General features: G+C 51.3%; 9 protein-coding genes and 1 tRNA gene. 4 read left to right on the top strand and 6 right to left on the bottom strand.

Annotated features, from left to right (window positions below):
* Positions 1-299: 299 nt before the first annotated feature.
* The 3 genes from phnW to ACU52_RS08575 all read right to left on the bottom strand — a co-directional run bounded on the left by phnW (position 300) and on the right by ACU52_RS08575 (position 3,655).
* Entirely contained in the window at positions 300-1,388 is a 1,089-nt protein-coding gene (gene phnW / locus ACU52_RS08585; protein ID WP_053398499.1) for a 2-aminoethylphosphonate--pyruvate transaminase, read from the bottom strand.
* A gap of 80 nt (positions 1,389-1,468) precedes the next feature.
* Entirely contained in the window at positions 1,469-2,260 is a 792-nt protein-coding gene (gene phnX / locus ACU52_RS08580; protein WP_053398498.1) for a phosphonoacetaldehyde hydrolase, read from the bottom strand.
* Positions 2,261-2,308: 48 nt separating this feature from the next.
* A complete protein-coding gene (locus tag ACU52_RS08575; RefSeq protein ID WP_053398497.1) occupies positions 2,309-3,655 on the bottom strand; it encodes a DUF5690 family protein in 1,347 nt (448 codons plus the stop codon).
* A gap of 223 nt (positions 3,656-3,878) precedes the next feature.
* Here ACU52_RS08575 and ACU52_RS08570 point away from each other — a divergent pair, with 223 nt between their 5' ends.
* Positions 3,879-4,826 (top strand): hypothetical protein, encoded by a 948-nt coding sequence (locus tag ACU52_RS08570; RefSeq protein WP_053398496.1) that lies wholly within the window; start codon positions 3,879-3,881, stop codon positions 4,824-4,826.
* A gap of 293 nt (positions 4,827-5,119) precedes the next feature.
* Positions 5,120-8,800, top strand: a complete 3,681-nt coding sequence (locus ACU52_RS08565; protein WP_053398495.1) for a pectinesterase family protein — start codon at positions 5,120-5,122, stop codon at positions 8,798-8,800.
* Positions 8,801-8,984: 184 nt separating this feature from the next.
* Here the strand turns inward: ACU52_RS08565 and ACU52_RS08560 are convergent, their stop codons facing one another.
* The 3 genes from ACU52_RS08560 to ACU52_RS08545 form a co-directional block, all read right to left on the bottom strand.
* Complete coding sequence (locus tag ACU52_RS08560) at positions 8,985-9,842, bottom strand: agmatine deiminase family protein (protein WP_239684899.1); 858 nt, start codon at positions 9,840-9,842, stop codon at positions 8,985-8,987.
* A 5-nt stretch (positions 9,843-9,847) separates the two neighbouring features.
* Positions 9,848-10,438 carry a hypothetical protein gene (locus ACU52_RS08555; protein WP_053398493.1) on the bottom strand — a complete coding sequence of 197 codons (591 nt, stop codon included), beginning with the start codon at positions 10,436-10,438 and terminating at the stop codon, positions 9,848-9,850.
* A 986-nt stretch (positions 10,439-11,424) separates the two neighbouring features.
* Entirely contained in the window at positions 11,425-13,107 is a 1,683-nt protein-coding gene (locus ACU52_RS08545; protein WP_053398491.1) for a S41 family peptidase, read from the bottom strand.
* Positions 13,108-13,505: 398 nt separating this feature from the next.
* Between ACU52_RS08545 and ACU52_RS08540 the strand changes: the two genes are divergently transcribed.
* Positions 13,506-13,579, top strand: a tRNA-Asn gene (locus tag ACU52_RS08540).
* A gap of 92 nt (positions 13,580-13,671) precedes the next feature.
* The gene (locus tag ACU52_RS08535; RefSeq protein WP_053398490.1) at positions 13,672-14,490 is read left to right on the top strand and encodes an MBL fold metallo-hydrolase; all 819 of its coding nucleotides are present in this window, start codon (positions 13,672-13,674) and stop codon (positions 14,488-14,490) included.
* The last annotated feature ends 388 nt before the right edge of the window (positions 14,491-14,878 follow it).

The raw sequence follows: 14,878 nt of genomic DNA, 5'->3' as shown, positions 1-14,878 counted from the left end.
CAAGGGGCATAAACGCCATGTCTGCCATAAGCATCAGGGCGCATCGCCGTTGCCGTATGGGGCTTTTGCAGTCTTATTTTTAGCATGCATGGCATGCAGTTCGATAAAATACAGCCGGCAGAACTATGCTGGAAAACGACCAGACGGCTGAAAACAATAATCTTATTACAGCGTAAGGCCATGCGCATGCCAGTGGTATGTCTTAGATTATGCAGGCCGCATAACAAGCAAACCCGAGCCAGTCTCACGACCAGCCCGGGCTGAAAATTATCGATATTCTACTTTACTGATGCTTAATCTTACAGACGAATCTCTCTTATGGCCTCTATCAGGCGCTTGAAGTCGGCAGGATGCACGTCGCCTATGTTGCCTATGCGGAACGTGTCGGCCTGCGAAATCTTGCCCGGATATATCACGAAGCCCTTGGCCTTGAGCTTTGTGTAGAAGTCCTTGAAGTTGAAGTCGGCCGACGGATAATAGAACGACGTTATCACGGGCGACTGCTCCTCGTCGGGCAGCAGCGTCTTGTAGCCAAGGCTGCGCATGCCCTCCACCAGCGTGCGGTGGTTCTCGGCGTAGCGTACATGGCGTGCCTCCACACCACCTTCAGCCTTCAGTTCCTTCAGTGCCTGCATAAAGGCGCGCACCACGTGAGTGGGAGAAGTGAAGCGCCACTTGCCGTGTCCGCTCTCCATCGTCTGCCACTGGTCATACAGGTCGAGCGACAGCGAGCGTGCAACGCCCTTGCATCCTTCGAGCAGCGAGCGGCGCGCAATGATGAAGCCGAAGCCCGGCACGCCCTGTATGCACTTGTTGGCACTGCTTATCATGAAGTCGATGCCCAGCGCCGCCATGTCTACGGGCACTCCGCCAAAGCTGCTCATCGCGTCCACTATCAGCGTCTTGCCGTGCTTCTTTACAACGGCTGCAATGTCGGCCAGCGGATTGAGCACTCCGGTAGTGGTCTCGCAGTGAACCACCGACACGTGTGTCGTCTCGGGATGACAGGTCAGATATTCGTCTATCTGCTTCGGGTCAACGGGCTGAGTCTCCTCAAAGCGCATCACGTGGCAGTTCAGATGATAATAGTCGGCTATCACGCCCATACGCTTTCCGTAGGCTCCGTTGGCAGCCACGAGCAGATGGTCGTCGGCCTTTATCACCGAGCCGAGCGTAGCCTCAACGCAGAAGCTGCCGCTGCCCTGCATCAGCACTGCCGTATATTCTTCGGGGCGGCTCGACGCCAGCTCCACAAGCTCTTTGCGTATAACCTCAACAATGCCTATATTATAGTCTTCGTCCCATGTACACCAGTCGCTCATCATGGCTTCCTTAACGGTGTCTGTGGTTGTCAGTGGTCCGGGTGTAAGTAATAAGTATGGTCTCATGTCGTTACTGTTTTTTATCGTTATTATCTATGCTCTGCAAGTTCCGGCCGCCGTGCGGCGGTTGTCATGCTTGTGTCTGCTTATCTGTTCATTCGTGCGTTAATACTGTCTATCAGTCCGGGCAGCTCAGTTATGTCGTCCACCACAAAGTCGGCGCCTGCTGCATACATGCGGTTGCGCACGCAGGCCATGCGTCTATTCAGTTCGTCGGCAGGCATGGCAGCCACCTCGTCGCGCGTCAGAGCCAGCTCGTTGCTGCCCAGTATCACGCCCACGCTCCACACTCCGGCGTTAGCTCCCTCCTTGATGTCGGCAATGGTGTCGCCGAATTTCACAACCGAATGGCGCGATGCCACATCCAGGTCGCACATGTTCTTGTATATCATGTATGGCTTTGGACGTCCGCCGGGCATGTTGTCAGACGTAACACAGTTGTCAACGGTATAGCCTTTCTCTGCCGCAGCCTTTATCACAATGTCCATCATGGTCTTGGTGTAGCCCGTGGTCGATCCCAGCTTTATGCCCTGTGCCTTTAGCGCAGCCACCGTCTCAACCACTCCGTCGATAGGCTCCGAATAGTCGGCCAGCGTAGCCATCAGCTTGTCCTGAAAGCCCTTGTAGCATGCCTGCACGTCGTCCTCGTTGTAGTCGCGTCCGTATTTTTCGGCAAACTCTTCCCTTACATGGTCTATGGCGAACAGAGCGCGTATCTCCTCTATCTTTGTCAGCCCCATGTGGGCGCGGGTTTCTTCCGCCGTAACGGTAAGTCCCATGTTCTTGAAACACTCAACGAAGGCTGCCACCGGAGCGAAGCATCCGTAGTCAACGGCCGTTCCGGCCCAGTCCATAATCACACATTCAATCTTGTTCATATTCTTATTACTGTTTAATGTTCTTTGTTTGTATTATTCCGTTTGCTTTTATTTAGCCATGCTCACCGTGCCGTAGAGCTGTGCGTCGCCGGCTCCGGCCTCGTCGGTGCTGCGCTTCGGCCTTCCTGCCTGCAGCATATACACCAATGCTCCGATAAACATCACGCAGCACGCAACTCCGATAAACATGCTCATCTGGTTGTAGAACACAGCCCAGTCGACATTCGACGCTCCCAGCTCCTTGAACATCAGCAGGGCGAGCGTGCCCACATAGCCGATGAAGTCGATGGTTATGATGAAGAATCCCACGTTGCCGCGAATCTTGAAGCAGGCAATGAAGCGCTCGAAGAATATTGTCTGGAAGCTCAGATATGCTATGTCGATGCAGAAAGTCTGCATGAACAGCCATGCCGTGGCGGGCATCGACAGCGCAGCATGCCTTGCTCCGACAAACGCCAGGGCTGCCATTCCGGCGGCAGACACGCCCAGCAGGATGCAGAGTGTCTTCAGATGGCTCTTCACTGTTGACATCACGGCGAACACTCCCAGCAGGACGAGCGTGGCAATGCCGTCGATATAGGCGAAGGCCCACGACGAAACGCTGTGAACGTCGATGATGCATACAATGAAGTCTTCCTTTATGTCGCGCTGCACTGTGAGCAGAAGGTTGGCTATGAAGAGCATAAGCAGCACGGGCATAAACCTGCGGAACAGCTGCATGCGCTCTCTGGCGTTGAGAGTCACGCGCTCCGAACGCGACGCTATGTCGGCAGCTGTGGGGCGCGGCAGCTTGGTCATCACCCATCCTGCGAGGCATAACAGCGGGAAAGCCACTGCCCCTATCAGGGCCGGCATCCAGAACTCGCTGACGTGGAGCGTGTGGAGCGCATAGAGTCCGAGCGACTTTGCCACGCCCGAGCTCAGGGCCATGCTCACTCCCATGATGCTCGCCAGTATGTCGGTGGTGCGGCGCCCTTCAAGAAAACTGAATATCACGCCCCACATACAGCCCAGCGACAGGCCGTTGAAGAAGAGTGCGAAGATGTTGAGCGGCGCGGGCACGAGGGCAAACGTCAGCAGCGACACCTCCGACAGGGCTGCCGAACCGACGATAAACTTCAGGCGGTTCTGCGGCTTAAGCTCTGATATAAACTTTATGCCGAGCATCTTGGCGCACACATAGCCTATGAGCTGAATCATGCTGACCACAATCTTGTAGTCCATGCCGGCTATCTGCATGCCGTCGAACTCGGCTGCCGTGAACGGCTTGCGCAGGGCATACACGAGCGAATATGAAAGCAGTGCCGTGCCTCCTGCCCAGAATACGAAAAGCCAGTCGGGCATTGCCTTGCCGTTGCCTCTCAGGCGCTGTATTATGTTTAGAATCTTTTCCATTTCAATATTTGCAGTCATTCGGTTTCGGGTGCAAAATTAGCATCGTGCAGGCAGCGCAAAAATGAATAAATCATGAATAATAGGCCGTAACAATTCAGTAAAATGATTGTAACCGGATAATAATTTTTCTGTTGCCGGAAAGAAACCCGAATGTAACACGGATGTAATATGTTTTAATACGAAAAGGCCTATCTTTGCAGTGCAATTACCATTCAGTGAAATTATGAAAGAGCTTAGAGAGATATACGACCGCATAACCTATCTGAGACAGAAAGGCATGAAAATGAAGGACATAGCAGGATGCATCGACTTTGCACCGAGTGTGCTTTCGGCCCTTTACACCACCGTGCTGCCGGCCTTCTTCAAGAACATAGAGAAGGGCGAGAGCCATGAGGCTGCGCTCGACAACGCCCTGATATGGGTCAACAATGTTTCAAAGAAGAAGCTGCTGGGCTCTATTCCGGCCATGAAGAAGGTGCTCTTCTCTGACGACATAATACCTGTTGTGCCTGAAAGCGAGACCGCCAATCCCTTCATATCCGAACTTGAGCGCAACATGAAGCGCACTGCCGGACAGATAGCCAACTACAGCGGCATATACATGAGCTACAGCGTGTCGTCAGGCTCGCTCGCAATGAAGCTCGAACCTTATATCATAACGCCGGCGGCCAACGGCAACTACGTGCTCGTTGGACACAACAACGCCTACGGAACTACACACTGGGGTATTGCGATGATGAACGGCATAAACCACATCTACCTGATGTTCAACGAGAACAAGGAGCCTCAGCTTGCCCTGTTCAACATCTGCCTGAAGATTCCGATGTACGACAGACCGCCGTTTCTGAGGGGCGTCTACACTTGCTTCGACTACAACTACAATCCCATTGCAAGGCGCATTCTCTTCGTGAAGCTGTCAGACAGCACCTCGCGCGAAGACTTCGCGAAGCTAAAGGGATGTCTCAAAACACGCGAGGAACTGAGCGAGCAGGAGCGCAAATATTATGAATATACGTGCGGACAGGAGGATGTGGTGCGTATGTGCAACATTCCCTCGCCCACCATGCACGAGGACGACCTGATAACGGAGAAGCGCATTCTGGCAATGAACACCGCCACAGAAAGAAAACCCATGCAGCTGCATGACGGCAGCAGGTATGATGAAGGCTGACCGCCGTATGGCTGAAAGCATTGTATGAATGCACTTTGCGCATGACATCGTCTTACGGCGGCAGCACAGACGGCAGCAGACTGCCCGACATGTAGCAGCATAGAGCCTCACGGCTACAGGGCAGAATGATTACGGCTTCCCGGCAGAAGCCGCTGAAAACAAGGCATAAAGCAACATATATGAACTTTTAACACTAAACCATAGTAACAAAAAGGGCACAAATGCGTTTTTATATCAACGCCCTGATTTAAGGGGTATAAGAACGGAAATAACGTAAAAGCAATATTGTTACTATGAACTTTTCCCTGAAACTTACAATTGTATCAGTAGCCGTCGCACAGACCGTATGTGCCGGCGGAAAGGCTATTAACGACGGCGTAGACCCGCCAGCCGTGGTTGCGGCATGGAGCACGCCGAAGGATTATCAGAAGATTATCGACATAAACTTCAGCGATGCCATGTGGCCCGGACAGACATGGGCCGGCAAGACCGGAGCCGACAGTCCGGAACAGGCCGACGGCGGATATGTCAACACGATAATAGACGTGCCTGTCAACGGCGGCAGCGATGTTACATATCCCGTGATGTTCCACAACTGCACCTTTGCCAACAAGAAGAGCTACAACGGCTTTGCGGGTGCAACGGCGGCCTTCAGCCGGCAGTATTACCTCGGACAGAGCGCCACAGGCAAGGGCAACCGCTATGCCAACGACTGGACGGCAAAGGGGCACACGGCCTATCTGGAGGACAACATAAAGCGCGACAAGGACGGAAACATCGTCTACGGCGAGGCAGGATTCGTGCAGATGTGCAGCGCTCCGGCCACGGCAGGACATGACAACGCTACAAAGGGCGAGTCGCAGCACGGCTGGGTGGAGATAGACCACATACCATACGTTGAGCGCGTGCAGTGGTCGTGGTCGTCTACATCATGGGGCCGTGGCATAAAGTGCGACATAAAGATTGGCAACGGCCAGTGGAAGCCGCTGGTATGGATGGGCTCGGGCATGGCCGCCTACGGCTACTCGGCCTTCAGCGACCAGGGCTACATGATGGAGAACGTGATTAACGCCAGCGACGTGTCACTGCGCTGGCGTGTGTGGGACGGCGAAGATCAGGACAATCCCGTGCAGCTTACAGCCGACGGCAAGGCCGTATTTCAGGCAGAGACCGACCCGCTGGCACGCCAGCAGCCGGCCCGTGTGCACAAGATAATGATATACGGAAAGAAGATTACGGCCGAACAGGCTCTCTATGCAAGGCAGAACCCCGTGGGCAGCGTGGGCGAGCTGACAGCCATAAGGGGACATAAGGAGCCGCACATAAGCGCGCCCGACGCCAAGGTCCCCGTAGAACTGAAAGTTGTGGCACAGGACGGCAGCGCGCAGTACACGCGCATACAGCAGGCCATCGACGCCGTCAGCGACGGGGCACGCGGCATAATATATGTTCGTCCGGGTGTATACAACGAGAACGTGTATGCCGGCAGACGCAACGACAAGAACAAGTTTATAAGCATAATAGGCGAAGACCGCAACACCACGATACTGACATCATCTGTTGACCGCGGCCCGAAGAGCAAGGGCAAGCGCTACTACGACTGCGCCGCGCTCAACGTCTACACCGACCGCTTCTATGCCGAGAACATCACCATACGCAACACCAGCGGCAACGTGGGACAGGCCGAGGCACTGTTTACGGCCGGCGACGCACACGTGTTCAGCAACTGCACACTGAGCGGATATCAGGACACATACAAGGCCAACGGCGGAGCGCGCGGATACTTCAGCCGCTGCACCATAGAGGGTGCCACCGACTTTATTTATGACGCGGGCCTCGAGTGGTTTGACGACTGCGAGATACGCTGCGTCAGGGGCAAGGGCTACATCACGGCTGCCGCCACATCTGAGCTGCCGCTGACACGTGCCATGTATCCCAAACTGAGCCAGAGCCGCCTGTATGCGGGTCTGTTCTTCAACCGCTGCCGACTAACCGCCGAGCAGGGCGTGGCCGACGGCGCCTACTATCTGGGACGCCCGTGGAAGGAGAACTGCGGCACGATGTTCATAAACTGCACGCTGGGCAGCCACATAAACAAGGCAGGATGGCTCGACTGGAGCGGACGAGGCAACACGGCATCATATCTTGAATACAACAGCACCGACGAAAACGGGCAGCCTGCTGACACAAGCCGGCGCGTAGGCTTCGGCCGCCAGGCCACCAAGGACGAGGTGGAGGCATACATAAACGCAGACTTCCTGTTCAAGAAGGCGTCTGACGTGCCCTTCGACTTCAACGCCATACTTCAGGGCGCCCCTGCCCCGTCGGTATTCACGCGCAGCGGCAACACGTTCGAGTGGAACAGCGACCGACTGGCTGCCGGCTACCTGATATACCGCAACGGGCGCTTCGAGGCTTTTGTGGCCGAGCCTGAATACACCATATCAGACGGCAATGCAGACGAATACAGCGTTAAGACCGTTTCGCGCCAGGGTGCCACGTCAGAGGCTGTGACCATGCGCGTAACGCCCGTGGCCTTCCCCACGGCCGAAGGCTTCGGCAAATATGCCACTGGCGGACGCGGCGGAAAGGTGGTTACGGTTACGTCGCTGGCCGACACCGAGGACGAAGGCACGCTGCGATGGGCCTTCAGCCAGTATCCGGGCGAGCCGCTAACCATCGTGTTTGCGGTGAACGGCGAGATACGCCTCAACAGCAACCTGCGCGTGAAGCGTGCCAACTGGACGCTGGCAGGACAGACGGCCCCGGGCGACGGCATAAGCATCGTGGGCGACAAGGTGAACTTCGGCAGTTCGGAAAACTTCATCGTGCGCAACATACGCTTCCGCGCCGGCGACGGCAAGCAGGACCAGGCCTGCGGAACGGAGAACTGCACCAACTTTATATTCGACCACTGCGTGTTCGGATGGTCGATGGAGGAAAACATGAACACAGCCGACAGCCACTATCTCACCGTTCAGTACTGCATAGTGCACGAGGGCCTCAACGATGCCGGCCACAAGAAGGGCAAGCGCGGATACGGCTCGCAGTGGGGCGGCTCGCCGGCCACTTACCACCACAACCTGCTGGCAGGCAACGACTCGCGCAGTCCGCGTTTCAACGGCGCCAGGGGTGAAGACTATGTGGTGTTTATGGAATATGTGAACAACGTGAACTTCAACTGGGGACGCTGGAACTCTTGCTACGGCGGCGAGAACTCGGCCGACATAACAGAATATAACGGACGCAACTCGGCTCATGAGTGCAACTTCATGAACAACTACTACAAGCCCGGCCCTGAGTCGCCTGCCAACTCGGTGTTTGTCATGGCAAGCCACGCCCGCAAGGGTGCCACGTCGTGGGGCCCGGCGCGCTGGTATGTAAGCGGAAACATCATGGAGGGCAACGACGCTGCCACAGCCGACAACTGGCAGGCCATGAGCGCCGAGAAATATACAACAGACCAGATAAGGGTGAATGAGCGCATCGTGCCCGAAATGCCTTACTATAAGCTCGACGAAACAGAAGGCGCCATAGGCAAATACCGCCCGTCGCGCTACATGCTGACCGACATACAGACGGCCGGCGAGGCATATAAGACGGTGCTGAAGAAGGCGGGAACGATAAACCGCGACGCCACGGAAAAGCGCGTGATAAACGACGTGAAGAGCGGCAACCCGAAGTTCAGCGGCTCGAAGACAGGCAAACGCGGCATTATCGACTCTGTGAACGATGCTGAAGGCTTCGGCCTAAGCCACAAGCAGGAGGCAGCACCGGCTGACACCGACGGCGACGGAATGCCGGACAAATGGGAGAAGAAACACGGTCTGAACCCTGACAATGCCGACGACCGCAACCTGACAAACCCCGACGGCTACACCGCCCTTGAGGTTTATCTGAACAGCCTGATGGGCGAAAAGCTGAGCTGCAAATTCAGCAGCACCGCCACTTCACACGGCAAACAGGCTAAATAAGGCGTGGCGCGCCTGCCTGAAAGCAACAAAGTAAAAACAACATTCATAAGCGCAGAAGAAGGTGGAAACCCGAGCCGGCTTGTAAACAACATCCGGCTGAAGGTTTCCGCCTTTTCTGTATCTTGACGCTTTTGTCAAAAAGAATAAAAGCATGAACTGCAACAATAGCCGGCAAAACGATTCATCATAAATATTTATAAAAAGACCAAGAAAGACAATTCAATGCCCCTCCATATTTTTTGACAATTGAAGGAATCTGCACTTGATAAATTCTACCTTCATACTGAGGAAATAATTTCTTTATATGATTAAGGGCTTCTGCATCAGTAGCCCGCCCCAGACCGGGAACGATGATAACATCCTTAGTATGAATCATGTTAATATACGCCCAACTATATTCATGATAGTCACTTAATTCCAAGTCTATAACCTTAAAACATGACTCCAGAATCTCACGCATCCTTGCAGCTATCTTATCCGGATAAACTTTAAGGTTCACCAGCAATTTATTTGGTCCTACGGCATGTAGAATTCCGTCTGTATGTCCGCATGCATCACCTCTATCCCACGGAAGAAACAATAACTTATGCTTTGGAAACAACTTTTCCAACTGATAAACAAGATTTTCCCCTGCCACTTCGGAGTTTTCAAAAAACACCTTTTCTGTCATCACAACAACAGGAGTATACCCTCGTCCCCTCTTGATACTTGCAAAAGTAAAATTGCCACCATCTGCAATAATTGGGGATGTTTCTATTGAAGCGGAAGTAAGTTCTTTAGCCAATTCAAGAGAAACTTCTGTCGGCGTCTCATAATCACGATATCCCTTCAAATAATCCGGATGATAACGAAACTGAACAAATTTATCATAATCTACCTGTATCGGCATATAATCCCTGCACCAATAGTCGGCTGTCCCTTTTAACACTCCATGCCTGACATTATGATGTGACAATATTTCCGACAACTCATTATATATTTGTGGATAATATTTTTTTAATTCCTCAGAAAATAGCACATAATCCTGCTGTTGTAAAGCCACTTGCATTATTTTATCATATCAAGGTTGGTAAAATGCCACATACGGTCTCCATTCTCACCACTTATTTTGTTAATATTAACCCTCGCCGAAGATGCAATATTTACTTTTTTAAACTCTGCGTTGTCTACCCATACAATATTCAACCCCTTGCCGAAGACTGACGCACTGCCCAACAAATCTTCCCACAGATACTGGGATCTGAATGGACTTTTCTTATTATTGGTTTTATTTGTATATTCCTCTTTCTCGCCGGAAACAGATTTATACGTATATCCTCTCATCAAAAATGAAGCACGGTATTTTCCTTCACGCTCAAACGTCATGTCAACACCCGAACTATGAGGATAAATAGATCCTACAGGAAAATACGGAAGATCTCCTTTATGATACATCTGCGGTTCAACAATAATGCCATTTTCTTCATCATGGAAATAAAATTCAATATCTATCGGGTAAATTTCATATTCACCATTGACAACAAAATGCCCATTAAAAACAACCTGAGCAATGTCTTCAAACTGTCTTGTAAGTCCATCTATAGTGTATACTGGCGTGAACTGTTCTAGAACTTCTTTTAATTTTTGTGGTGTTTTCATATTAATTCTTTTTAAATAAGTATATTATTCTCTTCTGTTTCCATTCTTAAGCAGGAAACAAAAGTAAGGAAATATGATGTATGTTTCAAATTTAAGACTGCATTTAACACTTTCGTATCTCAAAAAAGAATTCATCTATATACGGAAAATCACGTGCTTACAAAGCGAAAATCCATCTGCATGGTGAAAACGCCCAAAAATCCGTAACTTTTTCTTTTAATTATGTTACGGTTATGTTATACAGCGCTATTTAAAAACATTTTCTTTAAGCAAATTAAGCCGTAATAGTTTCAGACTGTTAGTGGCCGGTTTACGAGTCGTTAATGGGCCGTTTACGAGTCAAAAACCGGCCACTTTTTATACGCAAACGGCCCTGTTATTTTTCACATTCGACAACTTAACCTATTACGGCTTTTTGTTTTGTGGAATAAAACATCTGAACTGTCTGTCAGGAGTGTTATTTTATTTTGAATACCAAAAGGTATATGTTGCGGATCAAAGATCCTTATATTCAATGCTGCCGGATGACACATCCGGCAGAACATTAGCCCTGCTGTTTCTTAACATCGCTGCAAAAAAAACGAATAGCGAGAAAAAACACAAGGTATTTGAATTTTACTGTCTAAAAAGAAAAGCATTTGACATTAACTACTTTAAGGCTTTTATCTTATGGCATAAAACATCTGAGCTGTCAGTCAGGGGTGTTATTATATTTTGAACACCAAAAGGTATATGTTGCGGATCGCAGATCCTTATATTCAATGCTGCCGGATGGCACATCCGGCAGAACATTAGTCTTGCAGTTTCTTAACATCGCTGCAACAAGAGAACAATAGCGAGAAAAACACAAGATATTTAAATTTAACGGCCTAAAAAGAAAAGCATTTGACTTTAACTACTTTAACTCCTAATGAGACTCCATAAAAAAGGAGAGGCAAAAGCCATGCGGCCTTTACCTCTCCCGAAAAAATATATTCTCTCAACTTTTATTTCTTCTTCACTGCACCTTTTACTAATACAGCCTTATACTCGTCAGGACTGTTGAGCAGGCGACATGCCTCCTTCATCTGCTTGTCGTAGCGCAGACTGTTCTCCATGCTTCCAACCTGATAATAGTAGGCAGCAATGATGTCGTTGGATATTATCTGCTTTAGCACGTCCTTGTGATAGTCGAGGTCTTTAGCTATGTTGTGCTTCAGCTTCTTCTCCAGATTTTCAAATTCGGCCTTGGCGTCGTCATAATAGCCCTCAAACTCAACAACCTTTTTTAGCGACTTGAGCAGTTTCTCGCTCTCAGGGTCATAGGTGAATCCGCTCTTTATCACTCTCTGCTTGAAGTCCTCATAGTCGGCGTCAGAAAGCTCAAACTCAGAAGGCTTGGCTATCGTGGGGTGAGACGCTATATAGTCGACCTCATAGTCGAGCAGCACCTCGGTAGAGTCGAGTCCGCTCACGGTGAGATAGTAGGCAATGTTGGGCAGCGAGTCGGGGCGCACCTCTATGTCGGGCTTAATGCCTCCGCCGTCGCGCACCTCGCGTCCGCCTGCCGTATAGAACACCTTGGTCAGACTGTCGGGTATGTGCTCGGTATATCCGCCGCGCGCGTGCTTATAGTTTATTGCCTGTATGCAGCGTCCGCTCGGAATGTAGTATTTGCTTGTAGTCAGCTTCAGCTGTCCGTTGTATGATATGTCAACAGGCAACTGCACGAGACCCTTGCCGTAGGTGCGCGTGCCCATGATTACGGCGCGGTCGAGGTCCTGCAGGCTTCCGCTGGTAATCTCGCTGGCGCTGGCCGACTCGCCGTTGACGAGCACCACAACGGGCATAACCGTGTCGATAGGCTCAACGGTGGTCTTATAGTCATAGTTGGCACGCTTCAGCTTGCCGCGCGTCTTCACCAACGTGATGTCCTTCGGCACAAACATGTTGACAATGTTGACAGCCTCTGAGAGAGAGCCGCCGCCGTTGCCGCGCAGGTCGAGCACAAGGCCCTTCATGCCCTGCTTTTTCATCTCGATGAACGCCTTGCGCACATCCTTTGAGCAGTCTTCGGTGAAGCTGCTCAGATTGAGATAGCCTATGCTGTCGGGGCGCAGGCCGTAGTAAGGAATTGAAGGCATGTTGACAGAGCGGCGCGTTATTCTGAACTCCATGTTCTTGCCCGTGCTGGGGCGCTTCACCTTCAGCACGAACGTCGTGCCGGCGTCGCCGCGCAGATGCGAACTTACGTAGCTCACGTCCTTGTCGGTCATCACAGAGTCGTCGATGCTCAGGATGATGTCGCCCTTTTTCAGGCCCACCTCGGCAGCCGGGTTGCCTGCATAAGGCTCGTCGATGACCACGCGCTTCAGCTTCTGGTTGTAGCGTATCACGGCTCCTATGCCCACATAGCGGCCGGTTATCATCGTCTTAAGGTCGTTCACCTTGTCCTCGGGATAGTAGACGGTGTAGGGGTCGAGCGAGCGCAGCATCGAGTTGATGGCCGTGCCCACCACCTCGTCGGCGTTGAGCGTGTCTACATACATCAGGTCGAGATAGCTGTAAATCTCGTTGAACACCTGCATGTTCTTGGCCACGTCGAAGTTGTGGCTCTTGCTTTCCTGGGCCGACGCCGCCATGAAAGGCAGCATGAGCAGCACCGCAAGCTGAAATAGTCTTATTCTCATCTTATGTTCTTATTGTTTCTTTTTCTTGTTGCAAAGCAAATTCATGCCTCATACGGCCGCAAAGCGTCAACGCGAGAGGCCTCAGCCCTGTTGCCGGCAATGCCCACAGCCGCCTCCACCGGCAGCAAAAGCATGCGCACGTGCCCTAAGCGGCAGAAGCAGCACACGCAGACTCACCGGCAGCCGACCGTCCACAGGCCAAAAAGCATGAGCCTAAGGCATGGTCTCAGCAGCCGTATTGACTTATGCAAAGTTACATATATATATGGTGAAAACACCACTTTTCGGGGAAAAATTATTTTATTTTAGTCTAAAATTGAATTTTTTGCCAAAAAAGTTTGGAGGTTTCAAAAAATCTTCTTACCTTTGCATCGCATTTGAAAGGAAATGCATCACATGCTTCAATAGCTCAGTTGGTTAGAGCACCTGACTGTTAATCAGGGGGTCGTTGGTTCAAGCCCATCTTGAAGCGCAAAAAGGAGTTGCTTCGGTAACTCCTTTTTTGTTTTTGTATAATTCATCACTTTTAGCCGCAACGGCTACACCTTGCAGACAATACACCACATGAACAACAGCCACAACAAGATAATAATGCTGGGCACAGGCAGCGCAGGAGTTACAAGATGCTATAACACATGCTTCTTCCTGAAGACAGCCGACACATCGCTGCTCGTGGACGCAGGAGGCGGCAACGGCATAATGTCGCAGATAGAAAAGGCGAGCATAAACCTTACGGACATACACCACATGTTCATAACGCACGCTCACACCGACCACATACTGGGCGCCGTGTGGGTGGTGAGAATGATTATGCACAGGATTCTCGGCGGCGAATATAAGGGCAACCTGAACGTATACGGCAACGACAAAGTGATAAGCACGCTAAAGCAGATATGCCTCATGACGCTGCACAAGAACTATAACGCGCTGTTCGGCAGCCGCATCATGCTGTGCGAGAAGCTGAGCGGCGACGAATTTCAGGCCGGCGACATCAGCATGCAGTGCTTCGACGTGCTGTCGGACAAGGAAAAGCAGTTTGGCTTCCGTGCCATAATGCCTGGAGGAGCCACGCTGGTGTGCATGGGCGACGAGCCGTGCAACAGGGCCAACTACCCTATTGCGCGCGGTGCCGACTGGCTTATGTGCGAGGCCTTCTGTCTATATAAGGACCGCGACGTGTTCAAGCCCTACGAGAAGTTTCACAGCACGGCCAGGGACGCCGGAGCCGTGGCAGCCGAGCTGGGCGTGAAGAATCTGCTGCTATACCACACCGAAGACAAGACGCTGGCCACACGCAGGACCGAATATGCCCGCGAGGCGGCGCAGAGCTTCAAGGGCAACATCTTTGTACCTGACGACCTCGAAACTATAGACATCGACTGAACCGGGATGCGTAATAATGCGTGTGAAGACAATATAGCCCATGTAACACAGCCTGAACTTTGAAAAAATCGATATAAAGAGCACAAAACTGACCGGCTATCAACTATGCCACCGTCGGCAAAACATATCAATACAGGCTGCAGAATGAGGTCTGACGGCAATTAAACCCCAATCGGTAATTAGACCGCATATTACTTTATCAATTTTGTGCATTGATGCTTTCAGCCGGTCTTTTTGTTTCTATTGGCGTCCTTTTGTCAGATTATTCTTGACATAGCCCGCTATACCTGCGAAAAATCTAACCAAAATCCGCTCAATATAAAGCAAAAATACAGACCGAATACTAATGACTGATTTGGGTAAAAATCAGTCATCACATAATATAAAA

The sequence above is a fragment of the Xylanibacter rarus genome, assembly GCF_001275135.1.
GTDB lineage: Bacteria > Bacteroidota > Bacteroidia > Bacteroidales > Bacteroidaceae > Prevotella > Prevotella rara.
This window is presented reverse-complemented; position numbering and strand designations above follow the sequence as displayed.

Coding starts and splice junctions, on each gene's coding strand:
- ACU52_RS08555 (WP_053398493.1), bottom strand. CDS start 10,438: ATGAAAACACCACAAAAATTAAAAGAAGTTCTAGAACAGTTCACGCCA.
- phnX (WP_053398498.1), bottom strand. CDS start 2,260: ATGAACAAGATTGAATGTGTGATTATGGACTGGGCCGGAACGGCCGTT.
- ACU52_RS08535 (WP_053398490.1), top strand. CDS start 13,672: ATGAACAACAGCCACAACAAGATAATAATGCTGGGCACAGGCAGCGCA.
- phnW (WP_053398499.1), bottom strand. CDS start 1,388: ATGAGACCATACTTATTACTTACACCCGGACCACTGACAACCACAGAC.
- ACU52_RS08545 (WP_053398491.1), bottom strand. CDS start 13,107: ATGAGAATAAGACTATTTCAGCTTGCGGTGCTGCTCATGCTGCCTTTC.
- ACU52_RS08565 (WP_053398495.1), top strand. CDS start 5,120: ATGAACTTTTCCCTGAAACTTACAATTGTATCAGTAGCCGTCGCACAG.
- ACU52_RS08570 (WP_053398496.1), top strand. CDS start 3,879: ATGAAAGAGCTTAGAGAGATATACGACCGCATAACCTATCTGAGACAG.
- ACU52_RS08575 (WP_053398497.1), bottom strand. CDS start 3,655: ATGGAAAAGATTCTAAACATAATACAGCGCCTGAGAGGCAACGGCAAG.